Raw genomic sequence first — 20384 nt, 5'->3', positions numbered from 1 at the left:
CATGTTTACAAAACGGCGTATTTCGCCGCAGCCCGTGTTTACCGCCCGGCCAACCGACGTAAAGCCGCGGCCGTATAAGTTCCCTCCGTTAAGAAAGGGAGTGAACGTGCCCGACGTGCCGGGAGCCGGAAACGAGCCGGTCTCTCTGAACCCCGCTGAATATCAGCAGCGGCTTGAGGAGGGATTTCGGGAGGGAATGAACCAGGGCTTTGCGCAGGGCGTGGAAGAGGGTAAGCAGGCGGGATACCAGGAAGGCATGCGGCTTGGTTTTGAAGAGGGCATGACGAAAGGGCAGGCTGAAGGGGCGCTTCAGGCCCGCCAGCTGTTTCTTGAGGCGGCAACGCCCTTCGAGCAGATGACCGCCAACGTTCAGCGCTTTCTGGACAATTACGAGCAGCGCCGTCGCGAAGAGCTGCTACAGCTGGTCGAAAAGGTCACCCGGCAGGTTATTCGCTGCGAGCTGTCGCTCCATCCAACCCAGCTTTTAGCGCTAGTTGAGGAAGCGTTGACCAGCCTGCCGCAGCCGCCCGAACAGATTCGCGTCCTGCTTAACGCTGAAGAGTTCCGCCGCATTAGCGAAGCGGAGCCCGAAAAAGCCCGTGAGTGGGGCCTGGCTGCGGACCCGGGGCTGGCGCTCGGGGAGTGCCGCGTAGTGACCGAGTCTACCGAGATGGACATTGGTTGCCAGCACCGTCTCGACCAGTGTGTCTCCGTATTAAAAGAAAAACTACTGCCAGAAGAGAGCCATGAGCAATCTTGATTTTGAACACGCGCTGCGCTCTATCGAACAGATTGATCTGGCACGCGTTGCGGGTCGTCTGGTACGGGTTAACGGTATCCTCCTCGAATGCGTTGGCTGCCGTCTGGCGATAGGCCAGCTCTGCCACGTGGAGAGCGTTGAGCTCGACATGATTGACGCTCAGGTTGTCGGTTTCGATCGGGACGTCACCTTCCTGATGCCCTTTAAGCAGCCGTCCGGGCTGATTGCTGGCGCGCGCGTTTTTCCTGCCGGAAAGAGCGAAAGCATCATGATTGGTGACGCGTGGTTGGGCAGGGTGGTGAACGGCCTTGGCGAACCGCTGGATGAAAAGGGCAGGCTCGGCGGGGATACATTACTGTCTTCCCAGCTTCCCCAGGTACACCCCCTTAAGCGCCAGCCGGTGGAGTCGCCGCTGGACGTGGGCGTGCGGGCCATCAACGGACTGCTGACCATCGGTAAAGGCCAGCGCGTCGGACTCATGGCGGGTAGCGGGGTGGGAAAAAGCGTTCTGCTGGGGATGATCACCCGCTATACGCAGGCCGAGGTGGTCGTGGTGGGCCTGATTGGCGAGCGTGGCCGCGAGGTGAAGGAGTTTATCGAAAATTCCCTCCAGGCTGAAGGGCTGGCGAAATCGGTGATTGTTGCCGCGCCGGCGGATGAATCGCCGCTGATGCGCATTAAGGCGACCGAACTGTGCCACACCATTGCCAGTTACTACCGCGACAAAGGGAAAGACGTTCTGCTGCTGGTGGATTCCTTAACCCGCTACGCGATGGCGCAGCGCGAGATTGCGCTTTCGCTGGGTGAGCCCCCCGCAACCAAGGGCTACCCGCCCTCGGCGTTCAGCATGATCCCCCGGCTGGTGGAGAGCGCGGGTAACAGCGAGAGCACAGGATCGATGACGGCGATTTATACCGTGCTGGCGGAAGGGGACGATCAGCAGGATCCGATCGTCGACTGTGCCCGAGCGGTACTCGATGGTCACATCGTGTTATCACGCCAACTGGCGGAGGCGGGGCATTACCCGGCCATCGACATTGGCCAGTCAATCAGCCGCTGCATGAGCCAGGTGACGGCGCGCGAGCACCAGCTGGCCGCCCGCACCGTTAAGCAGCTTTACGCGGAATATCAAAATATCAAACCGCTGATCCCGCTGGGCGGCTATGTTGCCGGCGCCGATGCGCTGGCGGACAAAGCCGTTCGGCTCTCTCCGGCCATCGTCGGATTCCTACAGCAGGAGGTTCAGGATGCGGCATTGCTGGAGCCCACTATCAGCGATCTCTGTGCGCTGGCAAACGCAGGGTAAGGAATCATGAGCAAACTTATTTCAACGCTAGAACAGCTGCATCTTATGCGCTCCCGCGCTGTCGATGATTTAAGCCTCAAGCTGGCTACGCAAAAACAGCTTTGCCAGCGGTTCGAGAAAAATATCGACTCGCTCTCTTCCCTCGCGTCTGGCATGGCGAATGCAAACCTCAACAGCCCGGTGATGATGAGTAACCAGTCGACGTATAAGCACGTTATCCAGCGGGTTATCGACTGGCAGAAACAAGAGCATGCGTTGGCAAATCTGGAAGCGCAAAAAATGCAGGGGACGCTTGTGGCCGAAGCCCGGCGCGAGAAGAGCCTTGAGCTCGTGCTGGAAGCGAAACGCCGCGATCGCCAGCAGGAGCACAATCGCCGCGAACAAAAAATGACCGACTCTATTTCTGCGCAATGCTGGCTGCGCCAGCAGCAGATCACCACACGTCAACGATAAGTGTTATGAAGACTGTAAAACAGCCCGCCCACTCCTCTTTGATTAACGCGCTTATGGCGCGCAATAAGCGCATTCAGCCGTTGCCGACGCCGTTTGTGAGCGTTATTTGTCCAACCTATAACCGCCGCGAGTTTCTGCCCTACCTGCTCTATATCTGGCAGTATCAGGACTACCCTGCCGAAAAGCGTGAGTTGATCATTCTTGACGACTCGCCCGCCAGCAATGCCGATCTCGTGGAGATGATGGTCGATCCGGCTCAGGCTAACGTGCGCTATATCTACAGCCCCGAGCGGCTGGTGCTGGGTAACAAGCGTAACCGCCTCAACGACCTGGCGAAAGGGGAATACATCATCTGCTTTGATGATGATGACTATTATCCGCCAAATAAAATCTCTCATCAGGTTGCGGAGATGCAGGTGAATAAGGCCCTGTTCTCCGGCAGCGATCGGATCTACATCTGGTACAGCCATCTCGACAAAATCTATATGACCCACGGGTTTGGCCCGCGTCATGCGCTCAACGGTACCTTTGGCTACCACCGTAACTTCCTGAAAAAGCATCGCTACCTTGACGATGCGACGTTGGCGGAAGAGGTGGGATTCCTGAAGGACTTTACCGCGCCGGTTCTTCAGATTGATCCAAAACAGGCGATCCTGTGCATCTCGCACAGCAGTAATACGTACGATAAAGACTTTATTCTCAGCTCTTCCACGCCGGTGGACCTGACGCTGGAGGACTTCGTCAGCGATCCCAACCTGCTGGCCCACTATCGTCGTCTGAGCACCGCCCCGCTCAACACCCAGGTGAACTGGAGCGCGTTTGAGAAAATTGCCGTGCTTTACGATCCCCTGGAGGAAGCCGACCTGCCTGCCTGCTGTGAAAACCTGAAATCCCTGGGGATCAAAGAAGAACAGCTCTGGACCGTTGCCAGCGCGCAGGGAAGCTCGCCCGAGGCTAACGAGCTGCAAACGCATTCTCATGTGATTGCAAAGGCGCAGCAGCAGGGCTGGAAAAATGTGCTGCTGCTTGATGCAAAGCTGCGCTTTGTCAGGAAAGAAAACGTGGTCACCAACATCAATAAGCTGCTCAACGGTTTGGATCGGATCAACTGGCAGATGCTGCTGCTGGGAGGGCGCTATGACAACTTCACGCCGACCCAGTCGCTGCAAGGGGTGGCCCGTATTTACAGTGCCGGCTGCGCCTGCGCTTACGCGGTAAATGCGAACTATTACTCAGTGTTGCTGGACGCCTATGAACAGACCTTAACGCTGAAGGCGAGCCTTGACCGTTGCTGGAACGTGCTGATGCGTTATGACGCAATATGGCTCGGCTTTAGCCCGAGCTTCGCCTTCCTGCAAAACTGGACCGATCCACAGAGCGGAAAGGCGATCGACTGCACCCACTGGTTTTTCCGTAAACAATCTTAAGACGCTATCGCTGGAAGAGAACAGACATGGAACTGATTGAACAATACCAACCCGAATTCGTATTGCGCTTTGACGCGCGTGAGACCCGCTGCGACTGTCCAACCTGTAAGGATGCCGATGACGCGTGGCCGCACAGCAGCGTGAAGTTCAAAAATCAGCAGCGCGATAGCCTGGATATTCGCTGCGAGACGGCGGCGCATGAAATGCTGCTGAGTCCTGACGCGTTTGTTCTGCACGAGGCAAAGATTGCCGCGAGCGCAGAAGAGACCTTGTCAGCCTGGAGCGAAACGTTAAATCAGCAGTGCATTAATCTGGCCATTCATCCGGCGCTGTCGCTCGAAGTAAGCCTGTATGGGATAGGCGTGCTCCTCAGCAAAGCGCAACATTATCGCGATAACGGCGAGCGTTCTCCGGCGCTGCTTGAAGAGATGGGCGCGCAGCTGAGCCTGTTAGCAGAGCAGGGTATTCTGACCCAGCAGTTCACGATGCTGCCGCCGATTAATGAGCATCGCATTGCCACGCTAAAAGAGATGGGCACGATGCGCCTGGATCTGAATTTACCCATGGTGGATAAAATAGGCGTAGCGCTGAAGCTGAGCGAGCTGTCAGTAATGCAGCCATCCCGCTTGACCGACCGATTGCATGAGCTGGAAGCGGCCTGGGGGGAAGCGACGATCCTCCACGATAACCCATACATCATGCGCAATTTAATTATCTATTCACTCTATCATGACGTGTTTCCCGGCGTTGACTGCGCCAGCTACGGTCAGGCCTTTTTAGATCTGGCACGTCAGGTATTCCAGTTCAAGATGCTGTGTGCCTTCCGCGCAGAGCAGAAGGCCCTGGCGCAGGAGGATATCGCGCCGCTTGTTAGCGCCCTGCACGACTGGCACCTGAAGAATGCGGCAGGGGAAACACAAAATACCCCCGACTACAGCCTGTTGTATGGATTATCGCTTCTTTAGTGGCGCCTGCGCTGCCGTTTACGCGTAATACACCCGAGCGGCACGAAACAAATAACAACATTAAAGGATACTCGCGAATGGGTAATATTGTACGTTTTCCGGTAAATACGTTGGTCTCAGATTATGGCGTCACCCATTTTATTGAGACGGGGTATGGTAAAGGGGTCTCGTGTCGAGCCGCTATCGCCTATGGCTTTTCTAAAGCGCTATCGTGTGAAATCTATCCCGATCTGCACAGACAGGCGATACAGAATGAGAAGATTTCCGTCGCGCTCTCCGACAGTACGGATTTTATCCAGTCCGACATCGTTAACCAGACGCTGGAACAGAACCGTTGTTTAATTTTCCTTGATGCCCATTACCCCGGCGCGGATTTTGGTTATGAGGACTATAAAACTGATAAATGGGACAAGGAGACGAAACTCCCCTTGCTCAATGAATTGCTCGCGCTACAGGGTAAGTGCAACAACAGCGTAGTTATTATTGACGATTATCGTATATATCTTAAGGAACGAGAGGTCTATCAGGGGGCGATTGGCGACATCGCAGAGAATGATTTTGAGAGCCGCGAGCTTTTCATCAAGCTCTTAAATGGTTTCAGCGCTACACACGAAATACACTTATTGCCGCATGACACGGGATACGTGATTTTGTGGCCGAAAGCCTGGGGTGAAAATGTGCTGGTTCCTTATATTTTCCCGGGCGATCCAACCGCGACGTTCAGCGTAACGCCAGGCGTGCCGGGCACCACGTCGATGTCGATTAACCGCCGTCTGCACGATTCACGCTTTTCGACTCGCTGGCTGGTTGGCTATGGGCTGGATATTGGCGGAGGCAACGACAGTATCGGTATTTATCAATCGCTTTTCCCGTTAATAAAAGCGGTTACGCTTTATGATATGCCACAGGGTGATGCGCAGTTCCTGTATAATGTGCCGGATAATGCTTTTGATTTCGTCTATTCTGCACACTGTCTGGAGCATATGGTTGATCCAACCATCGCGATAAATAACTGGTTCCGCGTTTTAAAGCCAAACGGCCATATGATCCTCACCATTCCTGACGAAGATATGTATGAGCAAGGCGTTTGGCCTTCAACCTATAACTTCGATCACAAACATACGTTTACTTTAGCGAAAAAGAAGAGCTGGTCTCCCGTGTCGATTAATGTTCTGGACCTGCTCAACACGTTAAATGGAACGTATGAAATTCAAAAGATTGAGCTTTTGAATCAGAGCTATTTAACAAATGTTCCGCGCATAGATCAGACCAGAACGCCGTTTGCAGAGAGTGGTATCGAAATTGTGATTAAAAAAATTGGCGACTAACACGTCGCGATAATTGTTTTATAAACGCCATATGAAATGGCGTTTATAACCCTGCGCGCACGCTTTGGTATTGAATGGAGTCGAATCTCTTGGTAAAGTTGAATATATATATTCAGGATGAAGATGCCTGGCATCTTTTCCCGATTATAGATTATGCAAAAAACTTCAGGCAGAATGATTATTACCTTTTCTTTTTGAAAAAAAAGTATCCTGGGTTACATAATGACAAAAATGTCATGGTATGTGATTTCCCGGCTGCCGTTACGGATGAGTGGTGTAATACCCTTTCTCAGTTTGCCTGCAAAATCAACGCAGACGCCGTCACGATCCATACGCCTGTCCACTGTGGTAAGTCGATCAACTTTCCGTTGCTTCAGGCTTTCAGGCAGAAGGCGCAAGCGTTCCGGCTCGCCTTCTGCCTCTATGAGACGCGCATCGTTGACGCCGTTTTTCGACAAGAGCTTAATAAACTCCTCTATGAAGGGCTGGACGTGCGCGCCTTTTCGCAGCAGTTAAAGCGTAAAGTCACGCATCATAACGCGGAGTGGAGCCCGGTCTATAATTATCTGTTTAACGCATTGGTAAACACAACCTATTACCTGTCTGATTTCCACCGGAATACGTATAAAAAGTTTTTTGCAACGCCGCAGTTTCGTTACTGGAGCCAGCTGCTTAACAGCATTAACGCTGATGCAGCCGCAGGCGCACTCAGGTTGCTGGGCGTGGATAATGTTATTCTGGATTCATTGCGTGAAATGAACGAAAAGAAAAAAACATTATTTTTTGTTGATGATGGTGAAACGCATCTCCTGGGGCAGGAAGGAAAGGGCGCCTGTTTACAACAGGAAATTGATGCCGATAGTGTTGATTATATCGTTATCCTGAATAGTAAAGGATCGATTCCGCTAAACGGAAGTGGCGCGAATGTCATTGCGCTGCCTGATAATATCACTTTTGCATCTTTATTGTTGGCAGGCGTTGCGCCACGCAACGTTTACGGATTCCCTGTCTTTGAGCTTTTTCTCGCGCCGGCAAAAAGCATCCAAAAAATATTTTTCCATGAGCACGAGAATTTTTCAGAAAATGCAACGCTGGGCCGCTATCTTGCCCTAAATGGTTTCGCTAAAAAAACCTTCCGTTATGTTAATGAAACGCAGAGAAAAATAGCTGGTAACTATTTTACAAAGCATATCTTTCTTTTGGCTGAGTCCATGGGAGATGTCCTGTTTGCTGCTGGAGCGCTAAACGCGCTTCGCGACAGGCTGGAAGGTTCGTTTATCTGTATCGTGCCCAAAATTTATCACGATCTATTATCGCTCTGCCCCTGGGTGGATGAGCTTTGGGAACCTCAGTACTTTACTCAACAGCAGGCGGAAGACATTTATATTGCGCAGCAGCTGGGGCAATACCACTTACCAAGCCACGTAAAACATATTCTCGACCAAAAGCACCAGATTGATTCTTTTGTGGACGCCTTTGGGGGCGAGCCGGTCGACGATAGCAGGAAATCCATTGTCTTATCCCTTGACGCGCTTGATAAACGGCATGTTGACGCGTTTATGGACGCCCACGGCTTAACGCGTGCGGAAAAAATCGTTTTGGTCCACCCTAACGTAGGCGTGCCAAACCGAACCTGGCCACAGCAATACTGGGAAGCGCTTATCGCGCGTTTCGTCGACGACGGATGGTCCGTGGTGCTGATCGGCAGTAATACCAACTTTTACTCCCATAAAAAAGCGCTGGAGATTGAAAACGCTGCCGTGGTGAATGCCATCGATCGGTTTACGATACTGGAAACGGCCTATTTAATGACCCAGGCTACACTGCTTGTCGCCTGTGATTCCGGACCCGTGGCGTTAGCGGGGGCAACCGATATTGCTATTTGCGCCCTCTATTCGGTTGTGCCCGGAGAGTATCGTTTGCCCTGGCGTTACGGTGAGCAGGGCTGGAATTCACTGGCGGTGGATATCCCCTGTAGCTATTACCATTGCGCCAGCTCCTATCGTCTGGGCTCGAATGAGAAGTTTGATGAATGGTGTCCCAATAACAGGTCTTATACCTGCATGAGTGGCTTCAAGCCCGATGATTTTTATTCGCGTATCCAGCGTTTTATCACGTCAGAGAGGTTCTTCGATCGGCGTGTCCAGAAGAAGAGGAGCCCGGCGGAATAACGGGCGAATCTGTTCAGGCGTGCGGCCCGATGCTTGTCGGGCCGTCTTGCCTGTGATTGATGCTTACGCAGACTCGGGAACGTCTATCTCGAAGAGCGTTTCATTCAGGCCATTGGTCGTGCCCCACAGCTGATGTGCAAAGGCGCGCCCCGGTCCGAGATAGCGCTGTCCGGTAAAATGTTCGGGTAAAAAGTAGTGGCTTGGCCAGTAGGTGATATTTGCGTATCCCAGCTCCCGGACGGTATCCGTCAGGAATTTCGGCCCTGTAACAATCCACGGCAGATCATAAGTAACGCTTTTTTTCTGCTCAAGCCGCATGATTAATTCAGCCACCAGTGCCGACCGCGGCTCTGATGCCACAAAGCCGTTCGCGATAAGGCCAGGACGTACGATCTCATTTTCCATGCTGGCGCAGACCTGGCTGTCAAAAAGCCAGTCCTCAAGAGGCCGCAGGCATATCGCATCTGCATCAATCGCAAATCCGCCGTGATGAAAAAGAATTTCGTAACGCATAATATCTGCCGCCCCGCACATCCTGCCTGATTTAATCATCGCGTCGATATGGTTTTTATTTATCCATTTAGTCTGGCGTAGCGCGGCATTATTCCAGACTTTTACCGTCCAGGAGGGATTGTTTTTTTTCCAGGTATCAATCATCTTTCGCGGCGTTTTGTTTTCGTCGCCGATCCAAACAACATGAATGATCTTAGGTATTCTCATAATGCTATTACCGAAAGCTCTTTGTAATAATGTTCAGTATGGTCAACGACACACCCCTCCGTGTCGGACATTCCCGGCGCGGGATGCCCTGCGACAGGGTACATACCGATCCATCGGTGCTGCTGCATTAACGGCAGCCAGGTATTTTCAAGCGCATATTCATGGGGGCTGCCTCCCTTGAGCAAATATCCCGTCGCCGTGGCAAAGCAGGCACGCATGGTGTCACGATAATCGCGGTGAACGGCATAGGCACAGGCGGAGCCCGCGTCGACAGGCTTCACTACCCGGTCCGTGCTTTTAAGTGTGATGACCTTTCTGTAACGGGTGCTTAAGAGGGCGCAGTGCCAGTCAATCTTCTTCAGCGTTTGCAGGAACGCGTTGAGGCGCTCTTTTGCCTCAGCGGTAGTGTCGAAGATCATATTGTCTTCGAGGATAAGAACATTTCCCCAGCCTTCTGAGATTGCCGTTTCAACCGCCGCCAGATGGGAGCGGGCGCGTCCAATTTGCCCGACAAGATGCCGGGTTGCCTCAACGCGGTGAATCAGATGGGGCGGGATACCGAGCGACCGAAGCTCTTTTTTGATCGTGTTTTTGCGATCGTGACGCTCTTTTAAGTTGATATAAATGACTTTGTCAAAAACTGACCAGTCGATATCCATGTGCAACGTTTCCTTAGAATCTAAACCAGTAAGAAAATGACAGCGTTTTTATACCTGCTGCCCTGTACTGAGCGATGAATATCCATCAAAGGTTCTTGCGTAGCGGTTATCAGAACTATATTTGCTGGTACAGCCAGTTTTCCGGTTCGCTGCTGTTGAGCAAATTTTGCAGAATATCGTGCTGCATGTTCATCAGGGTGCCGTTGTATTCATTGCGCTGCTGGCACTCTTCAACCTGTTTTTGAAGCGTCTGCCACAGGGCCGCGACGGGGGCCTGATGAGAGGAGGGCAGGCGGGCAATGAGGGTCTTCATGCCTTCGCCACTGGCAGTGATGCCGAGCAGTTCAAGAAGGCGTCGACGTTGCTGGCTATTGTGCGAAATTTGCTGATATAGCGCCATAATTTGCGCGTTGACGCTATCCAGCGATGCAGCATTGCGGGCGATGATATGATGACGCTGCTCCATGAGCATTTCGCCTAGCGTCTGGTAGTGTTTTCTGTCTTCGGTCATACCCTGAATCAGGGCTTTAACGCGCTGTGCGGCGTTAGTCATAGTTACCTCTGGTAATACTTCTGCATAGCCGTCGCCAGCGAATCAATGTCGATGCTGATTTTGCCGCTGCTGATGGCATCTTTCATTTCGGCGACGCGCGCCATGTCAACTTCCGGCAGTGCGCTAAGCTGGGTCTGCGCCTCGCCAAGGACCGGGTCGATAGCGGCGCTGCGAACCACAGCTGAACCTTCCTGTGCCACGGTGGGCGTTTGTTCTGCGCTGCTGGCCTTATTAATCGCGGTGGCCAGGTTGAATTGGGTTGCTGAAATTTTCATCGCTTTGCCCTCGTTTTCTTCTTTCGTTGTGGTTGCGCATGAATCTTGCTCTGCGGAAGCCTGATTTCCTCTGCCATTGCAGGAAATAAGCGGCCTGCGAAAGCGAAAACTTAAACGCGGCGGAAAGATTTTTATAGGGTGGAATCGTTAACCGTTTGCACAACGCCTTTCTCCGTCACAACGGCGGTCACGACCTTTCCGCTGCTCTGGTTTTTGACCTTAATGGTCTCGCCTCTACGTCCTTTCTTCATGGCCTCGCCAACCGTGCGCGCTTCCACGCCATTTTGTACCGCCACCATCATCACGCGCTGGCCCCGCTCGACGAGCAACGGCATGTCTAACTGATGTTTTGTGATGGGCTGGCGATCGCGGATGCGGCGTTTCACCGTCATGCCGACAACATCGTCTACCTGCGTCAGATACTCCCCGCGGGTGCTGTTGATGTTGATTTTTTTTGTCATGACGTCTTCCTCGCTGAGCACCTGATCTCGCTCAAGGGCGGTTTTAGCAATGATTACCGGCAGGTAGATATCCGGCTTCACCGTCACGGCGGTCTCCCACCCCTGACGATCGTTGCAGCTCACGTTGAGACGCAGGCGGTAGAAGTCAGGGTTTTCACCGCCGTAATGGGATACCGCGAGTTTCTGACTGCATGAGCGATATTGTGATGCTTCGGCGGGAATAAAGATGTTCATCTTTGCCTGATAGTCGGGCCAGCGTTTCCGCCGGGCCTCCTGACGAATAAGCGACGCCGTATGGCTCTGAGCGGCTGCATAGATTTGCTTACGGGCGCTGAGGGGCGCCGTATCGTTAGCCGAGGCAGTTGAAAGATCAGTGATAAGCAGCGGCAGTGCGGCGAATAAGCGGAAATGCCGCTTCATACTTTGGGTGAAAGATTCTTTAAATATTATATAAATCATGGAGTTGCAGCCTTGGCACGATTATTGCTTTATTTGTTGTGCATCGTGCAGGTTTAGCATCAGAGGGAGTGAATTGTGAGTATAACTTTTGACAAAGCCTTGGGCGTTCATCCACAGGCCGTAGCGCTTCGACTTTCCCGAGCAGAGTTGCTATCAGCCAATCTGGCAAACGTCGATACCCCCAACTTCCAGGCTAAAGATATTGACTTTGCCGCAGAGATGCAACGGTCGCGGTCAAGTTTTTCCCTGCCGTCTTCGCCGCAGGAGATGTATCGCGTGCCGTATCAGCCCTCGTCAGACGGAAACACCGTGTCACTGAATGTCGAGCAGGCTGAATTTGCCAAAAACACGCAGGACTATCAGATGAGCCTGGCTTTTTTAAACATGAAATTCACGGGCCTGAAAAAGGCCATTGAAGGCAAGTAATCCAGAACAGGTAACGACGAAATATGTCTTTTTCGGATATCTATCGCGTTTCGGGGTCGGCGATGACGGCGCAAACGGTGCGTCTTAACACTATTGCCAGCAACCTCGCGAATGCGGAAACCGCCTCGGCTACGGAAGCCGACACCTATAAGGCAAGGCGCCCGGTCTTCGCAGCGGTTTATCAGAACGATGAATTAATGCGTGACAAGTCACTAAGCGGAGCCCGCGTTCAGGTCATGGATGTCGTTGAAACCGGCAATGCGGTCCAGCGCTACGAGCCCAATAATCCCATGGCAAACACCGAAGGTTACGTCTACTACCCGGATGTCAACGTCGTGGAAGAGATGGCGGACATGATGTCTGCTTCGCGCGGGTTCGAAACCAACGTTGAAGTGTTAAACAGCATTAAAAGCATGCAGCAAAGCCTGCTGCGGCTTGGAGAAGCGTAATCATGAATGTTGAAAGCACCTACAGCAGCAGCCAGGCCACCAGCTCCGCGCAAAATGTGGCCAGCAACAGCACCGTTTCAGGGATGTCGAGCATGTTTATGCAGCTGCTTGTGGCCCAGATTCAAAATCAGGATCCGCTCAACCCGACCGACGGAACGGAATACGTCAGCCAGCTTGCCCAGCTGACGCAGGTGCAGTCCATGGAGACGGTATCACAGCTGATGGCGAACAACGCCGTCTTGATGGATAACCTACAGACCCTGGCCACCGGCAATTTGGTGGGCCAGCACGTCATGGTGCAGACCAACACGATCGAGAGCGATGGTGAAACGGCGCTTAATGGTCGCCTGACGCTGGAACATCCAGCCAACGTTGTCACGGTAACTGTGAAAGATGCTGCCGGCGTTGAGCAAAAAATCGAACTGGGCAAGCAGGAAGCCGGCCTCGTGGACTTCACTATCGATCCGCAGGAGCTTGGGCTGAGCGAAGGGAAATACACCCTGAGCGTAGTGACCGATACGGGGGAAGAAACCGTGCAGATCGAGGTGGGCGGCATCGTCAAAAATGTACGTATCCCGCTTGACGGTAGCGCAACGGTGCTGAACGTCGGCGGTATGGGCGAGATTGCCTACAACAACATTAGCCAGTTTGGTAAGACGTCCACAGACGAAGCCTCAAAAGATAAAGCCTGAAGTGAATCAGGCCGTTAATTAAACAGGAACGATTATGAGTTTTAGTATTGCAACTTCTGGATTGAACGCGGTTACTGAGCAGCTTAATGCTATCTCAAATAATATTGCCAACTCCGGCACCGTAGGCTTTAAGTCGGGCCGCGCAGAGTTTTCCGCGTTGTATGCCGAAAGCCAGCCGCTGGGCGTTGGGGTAACCGCCGTCACGCAAAGCATTACCAAAGGAGGAAGCATCACTTCCACCGGGAGCGCGCTCGATCTCGCGATTAACGGTAACGGCTTTTTCATGGTCCAGGACAGCGCTGGAACGACCGCCTTCACCCGTGCCGGTTATTTTAACACCGACAGTAACGGAAACCTGGTGAACAACCAGGGAATGTATTTACAGGGGTATCCGGTTGATGCCAACGGCAAGCTACAGGTGGGCACGATCGGCAATCTGAATATCAGCAGCGGTTCGATTCCGGCAAAAGCGAGCGGCAGCATTGATTTTACAGCAAACTTGGATGCACGCGCGGAGGTTCCGGCGACCACCCCGTTCGATCCGAAAAACAATACGACCTACAACAACTCTTATACCACTCAGGTCTATGATTCACTGGGTCGCGAACATACGTTGAACCAATATTTTGTCAAAACCGGCACCAATACCTGGGAAGTCCACTATTACATGGACGACGTGGCGGTAACCGACAGCAGCGGTAATGCCGTCACGCAGGCCCTGACCTTCAACAGCCAGGGTGTGCTGACCTCGCCAACCAGCGCCGTTAAGCTGGATGCGGCTATCGCCGGCGCGGACAATATCAGCGTTTCGCTTAACTATTCTGGCTCGACTCAGTTTGGTTCCGATTTCTCCGTGAGTAAAAACAAAAGCGATGGCTATGCGTCGGGTGAGCGTACCGGGCAGGCGATCGACGAAGATGGCTGTGTCTATGCCACCTTCTCCAACGGCGAGCGCCTGCTTCAGGGTCAGCTTGTACTGGCCAACTTTACCAATCCGAACGGCCTTCAGTCGCAGGATGGGACCACCTGGGTTCAGACCGCCAGCTCCGGCGCGCCGCTGACCGGTGCACCGAGTACGGGACTGCTGGGCTCAATCGTCTCCGGGGCACTCGAATCCTCAAACGTCGACCTGACCTCTGAACTGGTTGGGCTTATGACCGCACAGCGCAATTACCAGGCGAACACGAAGGTCATCAGCACCAACGACACCATGATGAACTCGCTATTCCAGGCCGTGTAATTTATGGATCGCTTACTTTTTACCGCCGTGAGCGGGGCTTCGCGGAGCCTCAATCAGCAGCAGATCCACGCGAATAACCTGTCCAACGTGAATACGCAGGGATTTCGCAGCGATTTAGATAACGCGGTAGCGAAGCAGATTGCCGGGGAAGGGTACGCTTCCCGCTATCTGGCGCAGCCCACGCAGGGTGGCGTAGATATGTCACCCGGCGCGGTGCGTGAAACCGGGCGTGAGCTGGATATTGCCATCAAGGGCGATGGATTGATCGCGCTGCGAAGCGGCAACCGGGAAGTATATACCCGCAATGGACAAATCAACGTGAACGCCGACGGCGAACTTTCCATCAACGGTCTGCCGCTGGAAGGCGACAATGGCCCGATTGTTTTACCGCCTTTCGCCTCACTGAGTATCAGTGAGGATGGCGTGATCAGCATCGTGCCGGAGGAGGCCGATATTGCGACGCCGTTAGACGTTGACCGCATCAAGCTGGTGAACATTCCCGCTGAGGCGCTGAGTAAAAACGACGCCGGTTTTCTTATCACCAACGCGACGGAAAATCCGCGCGATGAGGAGGTGACCGTTGCGGCCAGACACCTGGAGTCGTCCAACGTGTCGGCCATCAGCGAAATGGTCTCGAGCATCGCGCTAGGACGACAGTTTGAAGCGCAGATCAAAATGATGAAAGCGGCGGAAGATCTTGCTAACGCAGGTAACCGCCTGCTTCGCGTCTCTTAATGACTTCATGAAGGAATAAAGATGAATCCCGCTTTATGGATCAGTAAAACAGGGTTAGCGGCGCAGGACGCCAGAATGACCACCATCTCTAACAACCTGGCGAACGTGAACACCCCTGGCTTTAAACGCGAACGCGCCATGTTTGCCGATCTGTTTTATCAGAACCAGCGCACCCCGGGCGGCCAGCTGGACCAAAATAATATTGCCCCCACGGGCATCCAGTTCGGGACTGGCGTCAAAATCGTCGGCACTCAGAAAGAGTTTACCGTGGGAAGTATTCAGAACACGGGTCAGAAGCTGGACGTCGCGATCTCCGGTCAGGGCTTTTTCCAGGTAGAAACCGCCAATGGGGATATCGCCTACACGCGTGCGGGCAACCTGCAAAAAACGCCGGACGGGATTCTGACGAATGCTCAGGGGCTGCCGTTAATCCCGCAGATTGAAGTTCCTGAAAATGCCAGCGACATCCAGATTGCGAAGGACGGCACGATCACCGCAACGGTTGCGGGGGAAGATGAACCGGTCGAGCTTGGCCAGCTGACGCTGGTGAACTTTGTTAATCCAGCCGGACTGGAAGCGATCGGCGGCAACCTCTATCGCGAAACTGCCGCCAGCGGTGAGGCGGTAGAGGGGGTGCCGGGAGAGGATGCGCTCGGTCTACTGGAGCAAGGGTCGCTCGAAGGCTCAAACGTGCAGGTTGTTGAGGAAATGGTGGACATGATCACCGTCCAGCGTGCCTATGAAATGAACGCCAAAATGGTTTCTGCCGCAGACGACATGCTGAAGTTTGTCACCCAGTCCATGTAACGGCCGAGCAAGTAAAGTGAGAGAGATGAAAAAGCAGGTAGCAGTGGGTTTGCTGATGATGGCACTGTCGGGGTGTGAAAGCCCCGCGCTGCTGGTCCAGAAAGACGATGCGGCGTACGCGCCGCCGGAAGACTTTGCCATGCCTGATACCCGGGTACGCGGTGGAGGGGTATATAACAGCAACTATAACTGGTCGCTTATTCAGGACCGCCGCGCCTACCGCATCGGCGACATTCTGACCGTTAAGCTGGACGAGTCTACGCAGGCTAGCAAGCAGGCACGTACCAATTACGGCAAGAAGAACGATGTCTCCCTCGGTATTCCGGAAGCGTTCGGCCATTCCGCCGATACGCTTTCCGGGACGGTAGACGGTGAGCGTAACTTTAACGGTAACGCGACGTCACAGCAGCAGAATAGCCTGCGGGGTGCTATCACCGTTGCGGTGTATAAGGTGCTGCCAAACGGGGTCCTCGCCGTGCGTGGCGAGAAGTGGTTAACCCTTAACCAGGGCGATGAGTATATCCGCGTTACCGGCCTGGTGCGCGCCGATGATATCGAACGCGATAACACCATTTCGTCGCAGCGTATTGCCAATGCGCGCATTTCCTACGCGGGTCGCGGCGCGCTCAGCGATGCCAATGCGGCGGGCTGGCTGGTTCGCTTCTTTAATCATCCGCTGTTCCCAATTTGATGGAGGCCATGATGTTACAACGCATTTTGGTACTTCTCTGTCTTATCTGTGGCGCCGCCGTCGCGCAGCCTCTGCGCGACGTGGTGGATATTCAGGGCGTGCGCGGAAATCAGCTGATCGGGTACAGCCTCGTGGTAGGGCTCGACGGCACCGGTGATAAAAACCAGGTGAAGTTTACCAGTCAGTCGGTAACCAACATGCTGCGTCAGTTTGGCGTACAGCTACCGACAAAGATCGATCCTAAAGTCAAAAACGTCGCGGCGGTGGCGATCAGCGCGACGCTGCCGCCGGGATATTCGCCCGGGCAGACCATTGACGTTACCGTTTCCTCTATTGGTGATGCGAAAAGCCTGCGCGGCGGTACGCTGTTGTTAACCCAGTTGCGCGGTGCTGACGGCGAAGTCTATGCGCTGGCGCAGGGGAACGTCGTGGTCGGCGGGGTTAAAGCCGAGGGGAATAGCGGCTCCAGCGTCACGATTAATACCCCGACCGTGGGTCGCGTACCAAACGGGGGGTCCGTGGAGCGAGAGATCCCTACCGACTTCCATCAGGAACCGATGGTGATGCTCAACCTTAAGCGCCCGAGTTTTAAAACCGCCAATGCCGTTGCGGTCGCCCTGAACAATGCGTTCGGGCCCGGAACCGCGACGGCGCAAAGCGCCACCAACGTGGCGGTACGCGCGCCGATGGGCGCCGGAGAACGGGTCGCGTTTATGTCTTCCCTGGAAGATGTACAGATTAATGCGGGCAAACAGCGTCCGCGCGTTGTGTTCAATGCCCGTACCGGTACGGTGGTGATCGGCGATGGAGTTATCGTGCGTGCGGCGGCTGTGGCTCACGGCAACCTGACCGTAACCATTCGGGAATCGACGAATGTCAGTCAGCCAAATGCGTTCGGTCAGGGGCAGACGGTTGCCTCACCGCAAAGCGATGTGAGCGTAAATCGCGGTCACGGCCAGATGGTTACCGTTCCCGCCGGGACGAGCTTGCGCAGCATCGTTAATACACTCAACAGTCTGGGCGCAGCGCCGGACGATACGATGGCCATTCTCCAGGCGCTTCATGAAGCAGGTGCTCTGGAAGCAGAACTGGTGGTGATGTGATGTTAAGCGCAATCAACCGACAGCAGACTATTTTGCCCGGTGATTTTACCGGGCAGATGAAACCCCAAAACCTTGAACAGGCTGCCGAGCAATTCGAAGCCATTATGCTGCGTTCGATGCTGTCGCAGATGCGTAAGGCCTCGGACGTGCTGGGCGAAGATAATCCCTTCACCAGCAAACAGCAGCGGATGATGCGGGATTTTCATGACGACAGGCTTGCGGCAGAGCTGGCGTCAATGCGCAGTACCGGCATGACGCAAATGATCGTCAACCAGCTCTCTCCGCAGACGGTTTCCCCGCTTAAGAATGCGGTCGACATGGCCGCTTTACAGGAGCAAACGCCAGCATTTAATACGCCCGTCACACTACCGACGCAGCGGGCAGGAGTAAGCCATGAGCATGATTAATATTGCCTTCAGCGGGCTACAGGCTGCCCAGTTGGGCATGACCGTGACATCTAACAATACCGCCAACTATCTTACGCCCGGCTACAGTCGACAAGGAATTATGCAGAGCGCCATAGGCCCGATGGGACAGACGGGGCTTTCGGCGAGAAGCGGCGTCCAGGTGGACAGTATTCGTCGTATCTCTAACCAGTATCTGGTGAATCAGGTCTGGCAAACCAACAGTAAGGCCAATTTCTACAGCACGGGTAATCAGTACATTAGCGCGCTGGAGCAGGTATTGGGTACGGATTCGACCAGCCTGGGAAATGGCCTGGACGATCTCGTTAGCGCCCTGAGCGCCCTGACGCAGGAGCCGGAGTCGCAGGCGTTACGCCAGCAGCTGTTGAACCAGGCGAACAGCCTCGCGACCCGCTTCAACAGCGTGAATGACTTCATTAACAGCCAGAAAAGCTCCATCAATACCCAGCGCGATGCGGTCGTGCAGGAGATAAACACGCTCAGTAGCAGCATTGCGGATTACAACCAGAAAATCATTGAGATGGATTCTACTGGCGGTAACAGCAGCGTGCTGCGTGACCAGCGAGACGAACTGGTTAAGCAGCTCAGTTCCATGACGGACGTTAAGGTCACTGAAGATAGCGGCGGCTACACGGTTTCGTTGAGCAACGGTCAGCCGCTGGTCAGCGGGAAGACCGCCGGGCAGCTGAGCGCGGGGACTGACAGTCAGGGTAATCATACGCTGACCCTGAAGTTTTCAAGCAGCGAGTTTTCCCTTGACCCGTCCACGGGCGGCCAGCTGGGGGCGCTTTATGAATACGAAGTGGGCACCCTGAAGCAGATGAACGATGCGGTGCTGGGGATGGCGGAGTCGCTGGCGGATCTGTTCAACAATCAGCTGGCTCAGGGTTACGATCTCAACGGCGATCCGGGTAAGCCCCTGTTTACCTTCGACCCGACCAATCCGGCGGGCATTCTGCAAGTCAACGATCTGGAGCCGGAAGAGCTGGCGCTTTCGGGCAAAGCGGATGAGCCGGGTAACGGCGATAACCTTAATGAACTCATCAAGCTGAAAAACCAAAAAACCACTATTCCGGGCCTGGGCAATATGAGCCTGAGCGAGGGAGCGGCGGCGATTATTTCGAGCATCGGTATCGCCAGTAAGCAGAACCAGACGGAAATGGAGGCGGCGGTTGCGGTCAATACCGAGGCGCAAACCCAGCGTGACAACGTCAGTGCGGTAAACCTCGATGAGGAAGCGATCAACCTTCAGATATATATGCAGGCCTATACCTCCAACATGAAAGTTATCTCCGCTGGAAATGAAATTTTCAACGATTTGTTGAGCATTTTTTAAACGCAATCAGGAGCACTAACCTATGCGTATAAGCAGTCTTTACCACTCTAACGCTATGCTGGCACAGCTGGGAACAACGGGGGTTAAAGTGGGTAAGCTGATGGAACAGTTGGCCACGCAAAAACGCGTCAATGTTCCCTCTGACGATCCGGTCGCTGCCAGCCGTCTGGTACAGCTGAACCGGGAGCAATCCGCCATTAAACAGTATCAGAGCAATATCGCGAGCCTGAGCGGCGCACTCTCCGTGCAGGAGTCACACATTACGGCGCTCAGTAACGAAGTGCTGGCGATTGGCGACAGGCTTAAGCTGGCTAACAACAGTACACTCAGCCAGAAAGACATCGCCGGGTATGGCGTCGAGCTGGAGTCCATGCTTGATTCGCTGGTGGCCACGTTAAACAGCAAAAATGAGAGTGGAAGCTATCTCTTTTCCGGGACGAAGACCGATCAGCAAGCTGTGACCTGGGACGAAACGCTGGGCGAGTATGTGTATGGAGGAAACGACGGCACGCGGGAAACGCAGGTTGCTAACGGCGTAAGCATCACTGAAAACACGAACGTTGCTGGTGCATTCTCCAGCAGCGGTAACGACCTTGAGATGCTTAACAATCTGAAAGCGCTGAGCCAAAAGATGCAGGATCCTAACGCCAGTTATGCCGACTACCAGGACGAGGTGACAGCCATGATAGACATGGTGCAGTCGACCAGCGATAACCTTGGATCTCTGCTGACCGATCTTGGGGGCCGCCAGAATCGCCTGACGTTAATTGACGATGCGCATACCGACGTCAGCCTCTCCAATGAGCTGGTACAGAATGAGTTGGGCAGCGCAGATCCTGCGACGGCCACCATTAACTTGCAGCTGTATACCATATCAATGCAGATCTCCAGTCAGGCTTATAGCAAGGTGAGCCAGCTTAACCTCTTCAGTTTGTTGTAAATT

The 20384-nt window shown here is 53.8% G+C and carries 23 protein-coding genes; 18 read left to right on the top strand and 5 right to left on the bottom strand.

From position 1 onward, the window contains the following. The first annotated feature begins 1 nt into the window (after nt 1). The 7 genes from fliH (at nt 2) to A3466_RS12570 (ending at nt 8410) form a co-directional block, all read left to right on the top strand. Complete coding sequence (gene fliH, locus A3466_RS12600; protein ID WP_063450827.1) at nt 2-760, top strand: flagellar assembly protein FliH; 759 nt, start codon at nt 2-4, stop codon at nt 758-760. Next, entirely contained in the window at nt 747-2066 is a 1320-nt protein-coding gene (fliI, locus tag A3466_RS12595; RefSeq protein WP_063450826.1) for a flagellar protein export ATPase FliI, read from the top strand. Before fliH ends, fliI begins: the two co-directional genes overlap by 14 nt. Before the next feature lie 6 nt (nt 2067-2072). After that, a complete protein-coding gene (fliJ, locus tag A3466_RS12590; RefSeq protein ID WP_063450825.1) occupies nt 2073-2519 on the top strand; it encodes a flagellar export protein FliJ in 447 nt (148 codons plus the stop codon). A 5-nt stretch (nt 2520-2524) separates the two neighbouring features. Then, nucleotides 2525-3946: a glycosyltransferase family 2 protein gene (locus tag A3466_RS12585; protein ID WP_063450824.1), complete on the top strand. Its 1422-nt coding sequence runs from the start codon at nt 2525-2527 to the stop codon at nt 3944-3946. Nucleotides 3947-3972: 26 nt separating this feature from the next. After that, nucleotides 3973-4911: a hypothetical protein gene (locus A3466_RS12580; RefSeq protein ID WP_063450823.1), complete on the top strand. Its 939-nt coding sequence runs from the start codon at nt 3973-3975 to the stop codon at nt 4909-4911. Between the two features lie 77 nt (nt 4912-4988). Further along, nucleotides 4989-6239, top strand: a complete 1251-nt coding sequence (locus A3466_RS22875; protein WP_082830938.1) for a methyltransferase domain-containing protein — start codon at nt 4989-4991, stop codon at nt 6237-6239. An 89-nt stretch (nt 6240-6328) separates the two neighbouring features. Continuing rightward, on the top strand, nt 6329-8410 hold the full coding sequence (locus A3466_RS12570; protein WP_063450822.1) for a glycosyltransferase family 9 protein: 2082 nt from the start codon (nt 6329-6331) through the stop codon (nt 8408-8410). Between the two features lie 63 nt (nt 8411-8473). Here the strand turns inward: A3466_RS12570 and A3466_RS12565 are convergent, their stop codons facing one another. The 5 genes from A3466_RS12565 to flgA form a co-directional block, all read right to left on the bottom strand. Further along, on the bottom strand, nt 8474-9130 hold the full coding sequence (locus A3466_RS12565; protein WP_063450821.1) for a glycosyltransferase family 32 protein: 657 nt from the start codon (nt 9128-9130) through the stop codon (nt 8474-8476). Further along, nucleotides 9127-9789: a hypothetical protein gene (locus tag A3466_RS12560; protein ID WP_063450820.1), complete on the bottom strand. Its 663-nt coding sequence runs from the start codon at nt 9787-9789 to the stop codon at nt 9127-9129. Before A3466_RS12560 ends, A3466_RS12565 begins: the two co-directional genes overlap by 4 nt. Before the next feature lie 115 nt (nt 9790-9904). Further along, a complete protein-coding gene (locus A3466_RS12555) occupies nt 9905-10342 on the bottom strand; it encodes a flagellar protein FlgN (RefSeq protein WP_063450819.1) in 438 nt (145 codons plus the stop codon). A gap of 2 nt (nt 10343-10344) precedes the next feature. Continuing rightward, nucleotides 10345-10617, bottom strand: coding sequence for a flagellar biosynthesis anti-sigma factor FlgM (gene flgM / locus A3466_RS12550; protein ID WP_063450818.1), 273 nt, complete (start codon nt 10615-10617; stop codon nt 10345-10347). A gap of 131 nt (nt 10618-10748) precedes the next feature. Continuing rightward, on the bottom strand, nt 10749-11498 hold the full coding sequence (gene flgA / locus A3466_RS12545; RefSeq protein ID WP_239005669.1) for a flagellar basal body P-ring formation chaperone FlgA: 750 nt from the start codon (nt 11496-11498) through the stop codon (nt 10749-10751). Nucleotides 11499-11612: 114 nt separating this feature from the next. Between flgA and flgB the strand changes: the two genes are divergently transcribed. Genes flgB through flgL form a run of 11 tightly spaced genes read left to right on the top strand, consistent with a single transcriptional unit; the run spans nt 11613 to nt 20381 of the window. Beyond that, entirely contained in the window at nt 11613-11963 is a 351-nt protein-coding gene (gene flgB / locus A3466_RS12540) for a flagellar basal body rod protein FlgB (protein WP_063450817.1), read from the top strand. A gap of 23 nt (nt 11964-11986) precedes the next feature. Next, a complete protein-coding gene (gene flgC / locus A3466_RS12535; protein ID WP_063450816.1) occupies nt 11987-12412 on the top strand; it encodes a flagellar basal body rod protein FlgC in 426 nt (141 codons plus the stop codon). A gap of 2 nt (nt 12413-12414) precedes the next feature. Further along, nucleotides 12415-13104 (top strand): flagellar hook assembly protein FlgD, encoded by a 690-nt coding sequence (flgD, locus tag A3466_RS12530; protein ID WP_063450815.1) that lies wholly within the window; start codon nt 12415-12417, stop codon nt 13102-13104. Nucleotides 13105-13138: 34 nt separating this feature from the next. Further along, complete coding sequence (flgE, locus tag A3466_RS12525; RefSeq protein ID WP_063450814.1) at nt 13139-14344, top strand: flagellar hook protein FlgE; 1206 nt, start codon at nt 13139-13141, stop codon at nt 14342-14344. Nucleotides 14345-14347: 3 nt separating this feature from the next. Next, the gene (locus A3466_RS12520; RefSeq protein WP_063450813.1) at nt 14348-15079 is read left to right on the top strand and encodes a flagellar basal body rod protein FlgF; all 732 of its coding nucleotides are present in this window, start codon (nt 14348-14350) and stop codon (nt 15077-15079) included. A gap of 21 nt (nt 15080-15100) precedes the next feature. Further along, nucleotides 15101-15886: a flagellar basal-body rod protein FlgG gene (gene flgG, locus A3466_RS12515; protein WP_063450812.1), complete on the top strand. Its 786-nt coding sequence runs from the start codon at nt 15101-15103 to the stop codon at nt 15884-15886. A gap of 25 nt (nt 15887-15911) precedes the next feature. Next, nucleotides 15912-16577: a flagellar basal body L-ring protein FlgH gene (gene flgH / locus A3466_RS12510; protein WP_063450811.1), complete on the top strand. Its 666-nt coding sequence runs from the start codon at nt 15912-15914 to the stop codon at nt 16575-16577. A gap of 11 nt (nt 16578-16588) precedes the next feature. Continuing rightward, nucleotides 16589-17680 (top strand): flagellar basal body P-ring protein FlgI, encoded by a 1092-nt coding sequence (locus A3466_RS12505; RefSeq protein WP_063450810.1) that lies wholly within the window; start codon nt 16589-16591, stop codon nt 17678-17680. After that, on the top strand, nt 17680-18087 hold the full coding sequence (locus A3466_RS12500; protein WP_063450809.1) for a rod-binding protein: 408 nt from the start codon (nt 17680-17682) through the stop codon (nt 18085-18087). The genes A3466_RS12505 and A3466_RS12500 overlap by 1 nt, the downstream gene beginning before the upstream one ends. Continuing rightward, on the top strand, nt 18074-19441 hold the full coding sequence (flgK, locus tag A3466_RS12495; protein WP_063450808.1) for a flagellar hook-associated protein FlgK: 1368 nt from the start codon (nt 18074-18076) through the stop codon (nt 19439-19441). The genes A3466_RS12500 and flgK overlap by 14 nt, the downstream gene beginning before the upstream one ends. A gap of 22 nt (nt 19442-19463) precedes the next feature. Continuing rightward, nucleotides 19464-20381, top strand: a complete 918-nt coding sequence (gene flgL / locus A3466_RS12490; protein ID WP_074161015.1) for a flagellar hook-associated protein FlgL — start codon at nt 19464-19466, stop codon at nt 20379-20381. The last annotated feature ends 3 nt before the right edge of the window (nt 20382-20384 follow it).

It is taken from the genome of Enterobacter genomosp. S (assembly GCF_001631805.1).
Taxonomy (GTDB): domain Bacteria; phylum Pseudomonadota; class Gammaproteobacteria; order Enterobacterales; family Enterobacteriaceae; genus Enterobacter; species Enterobacter quasihormaechei.
Note: the sequence above shows the minus strand (reverse complement) of the source record. Positions and strands in the feature narration are given on the sequence as shown.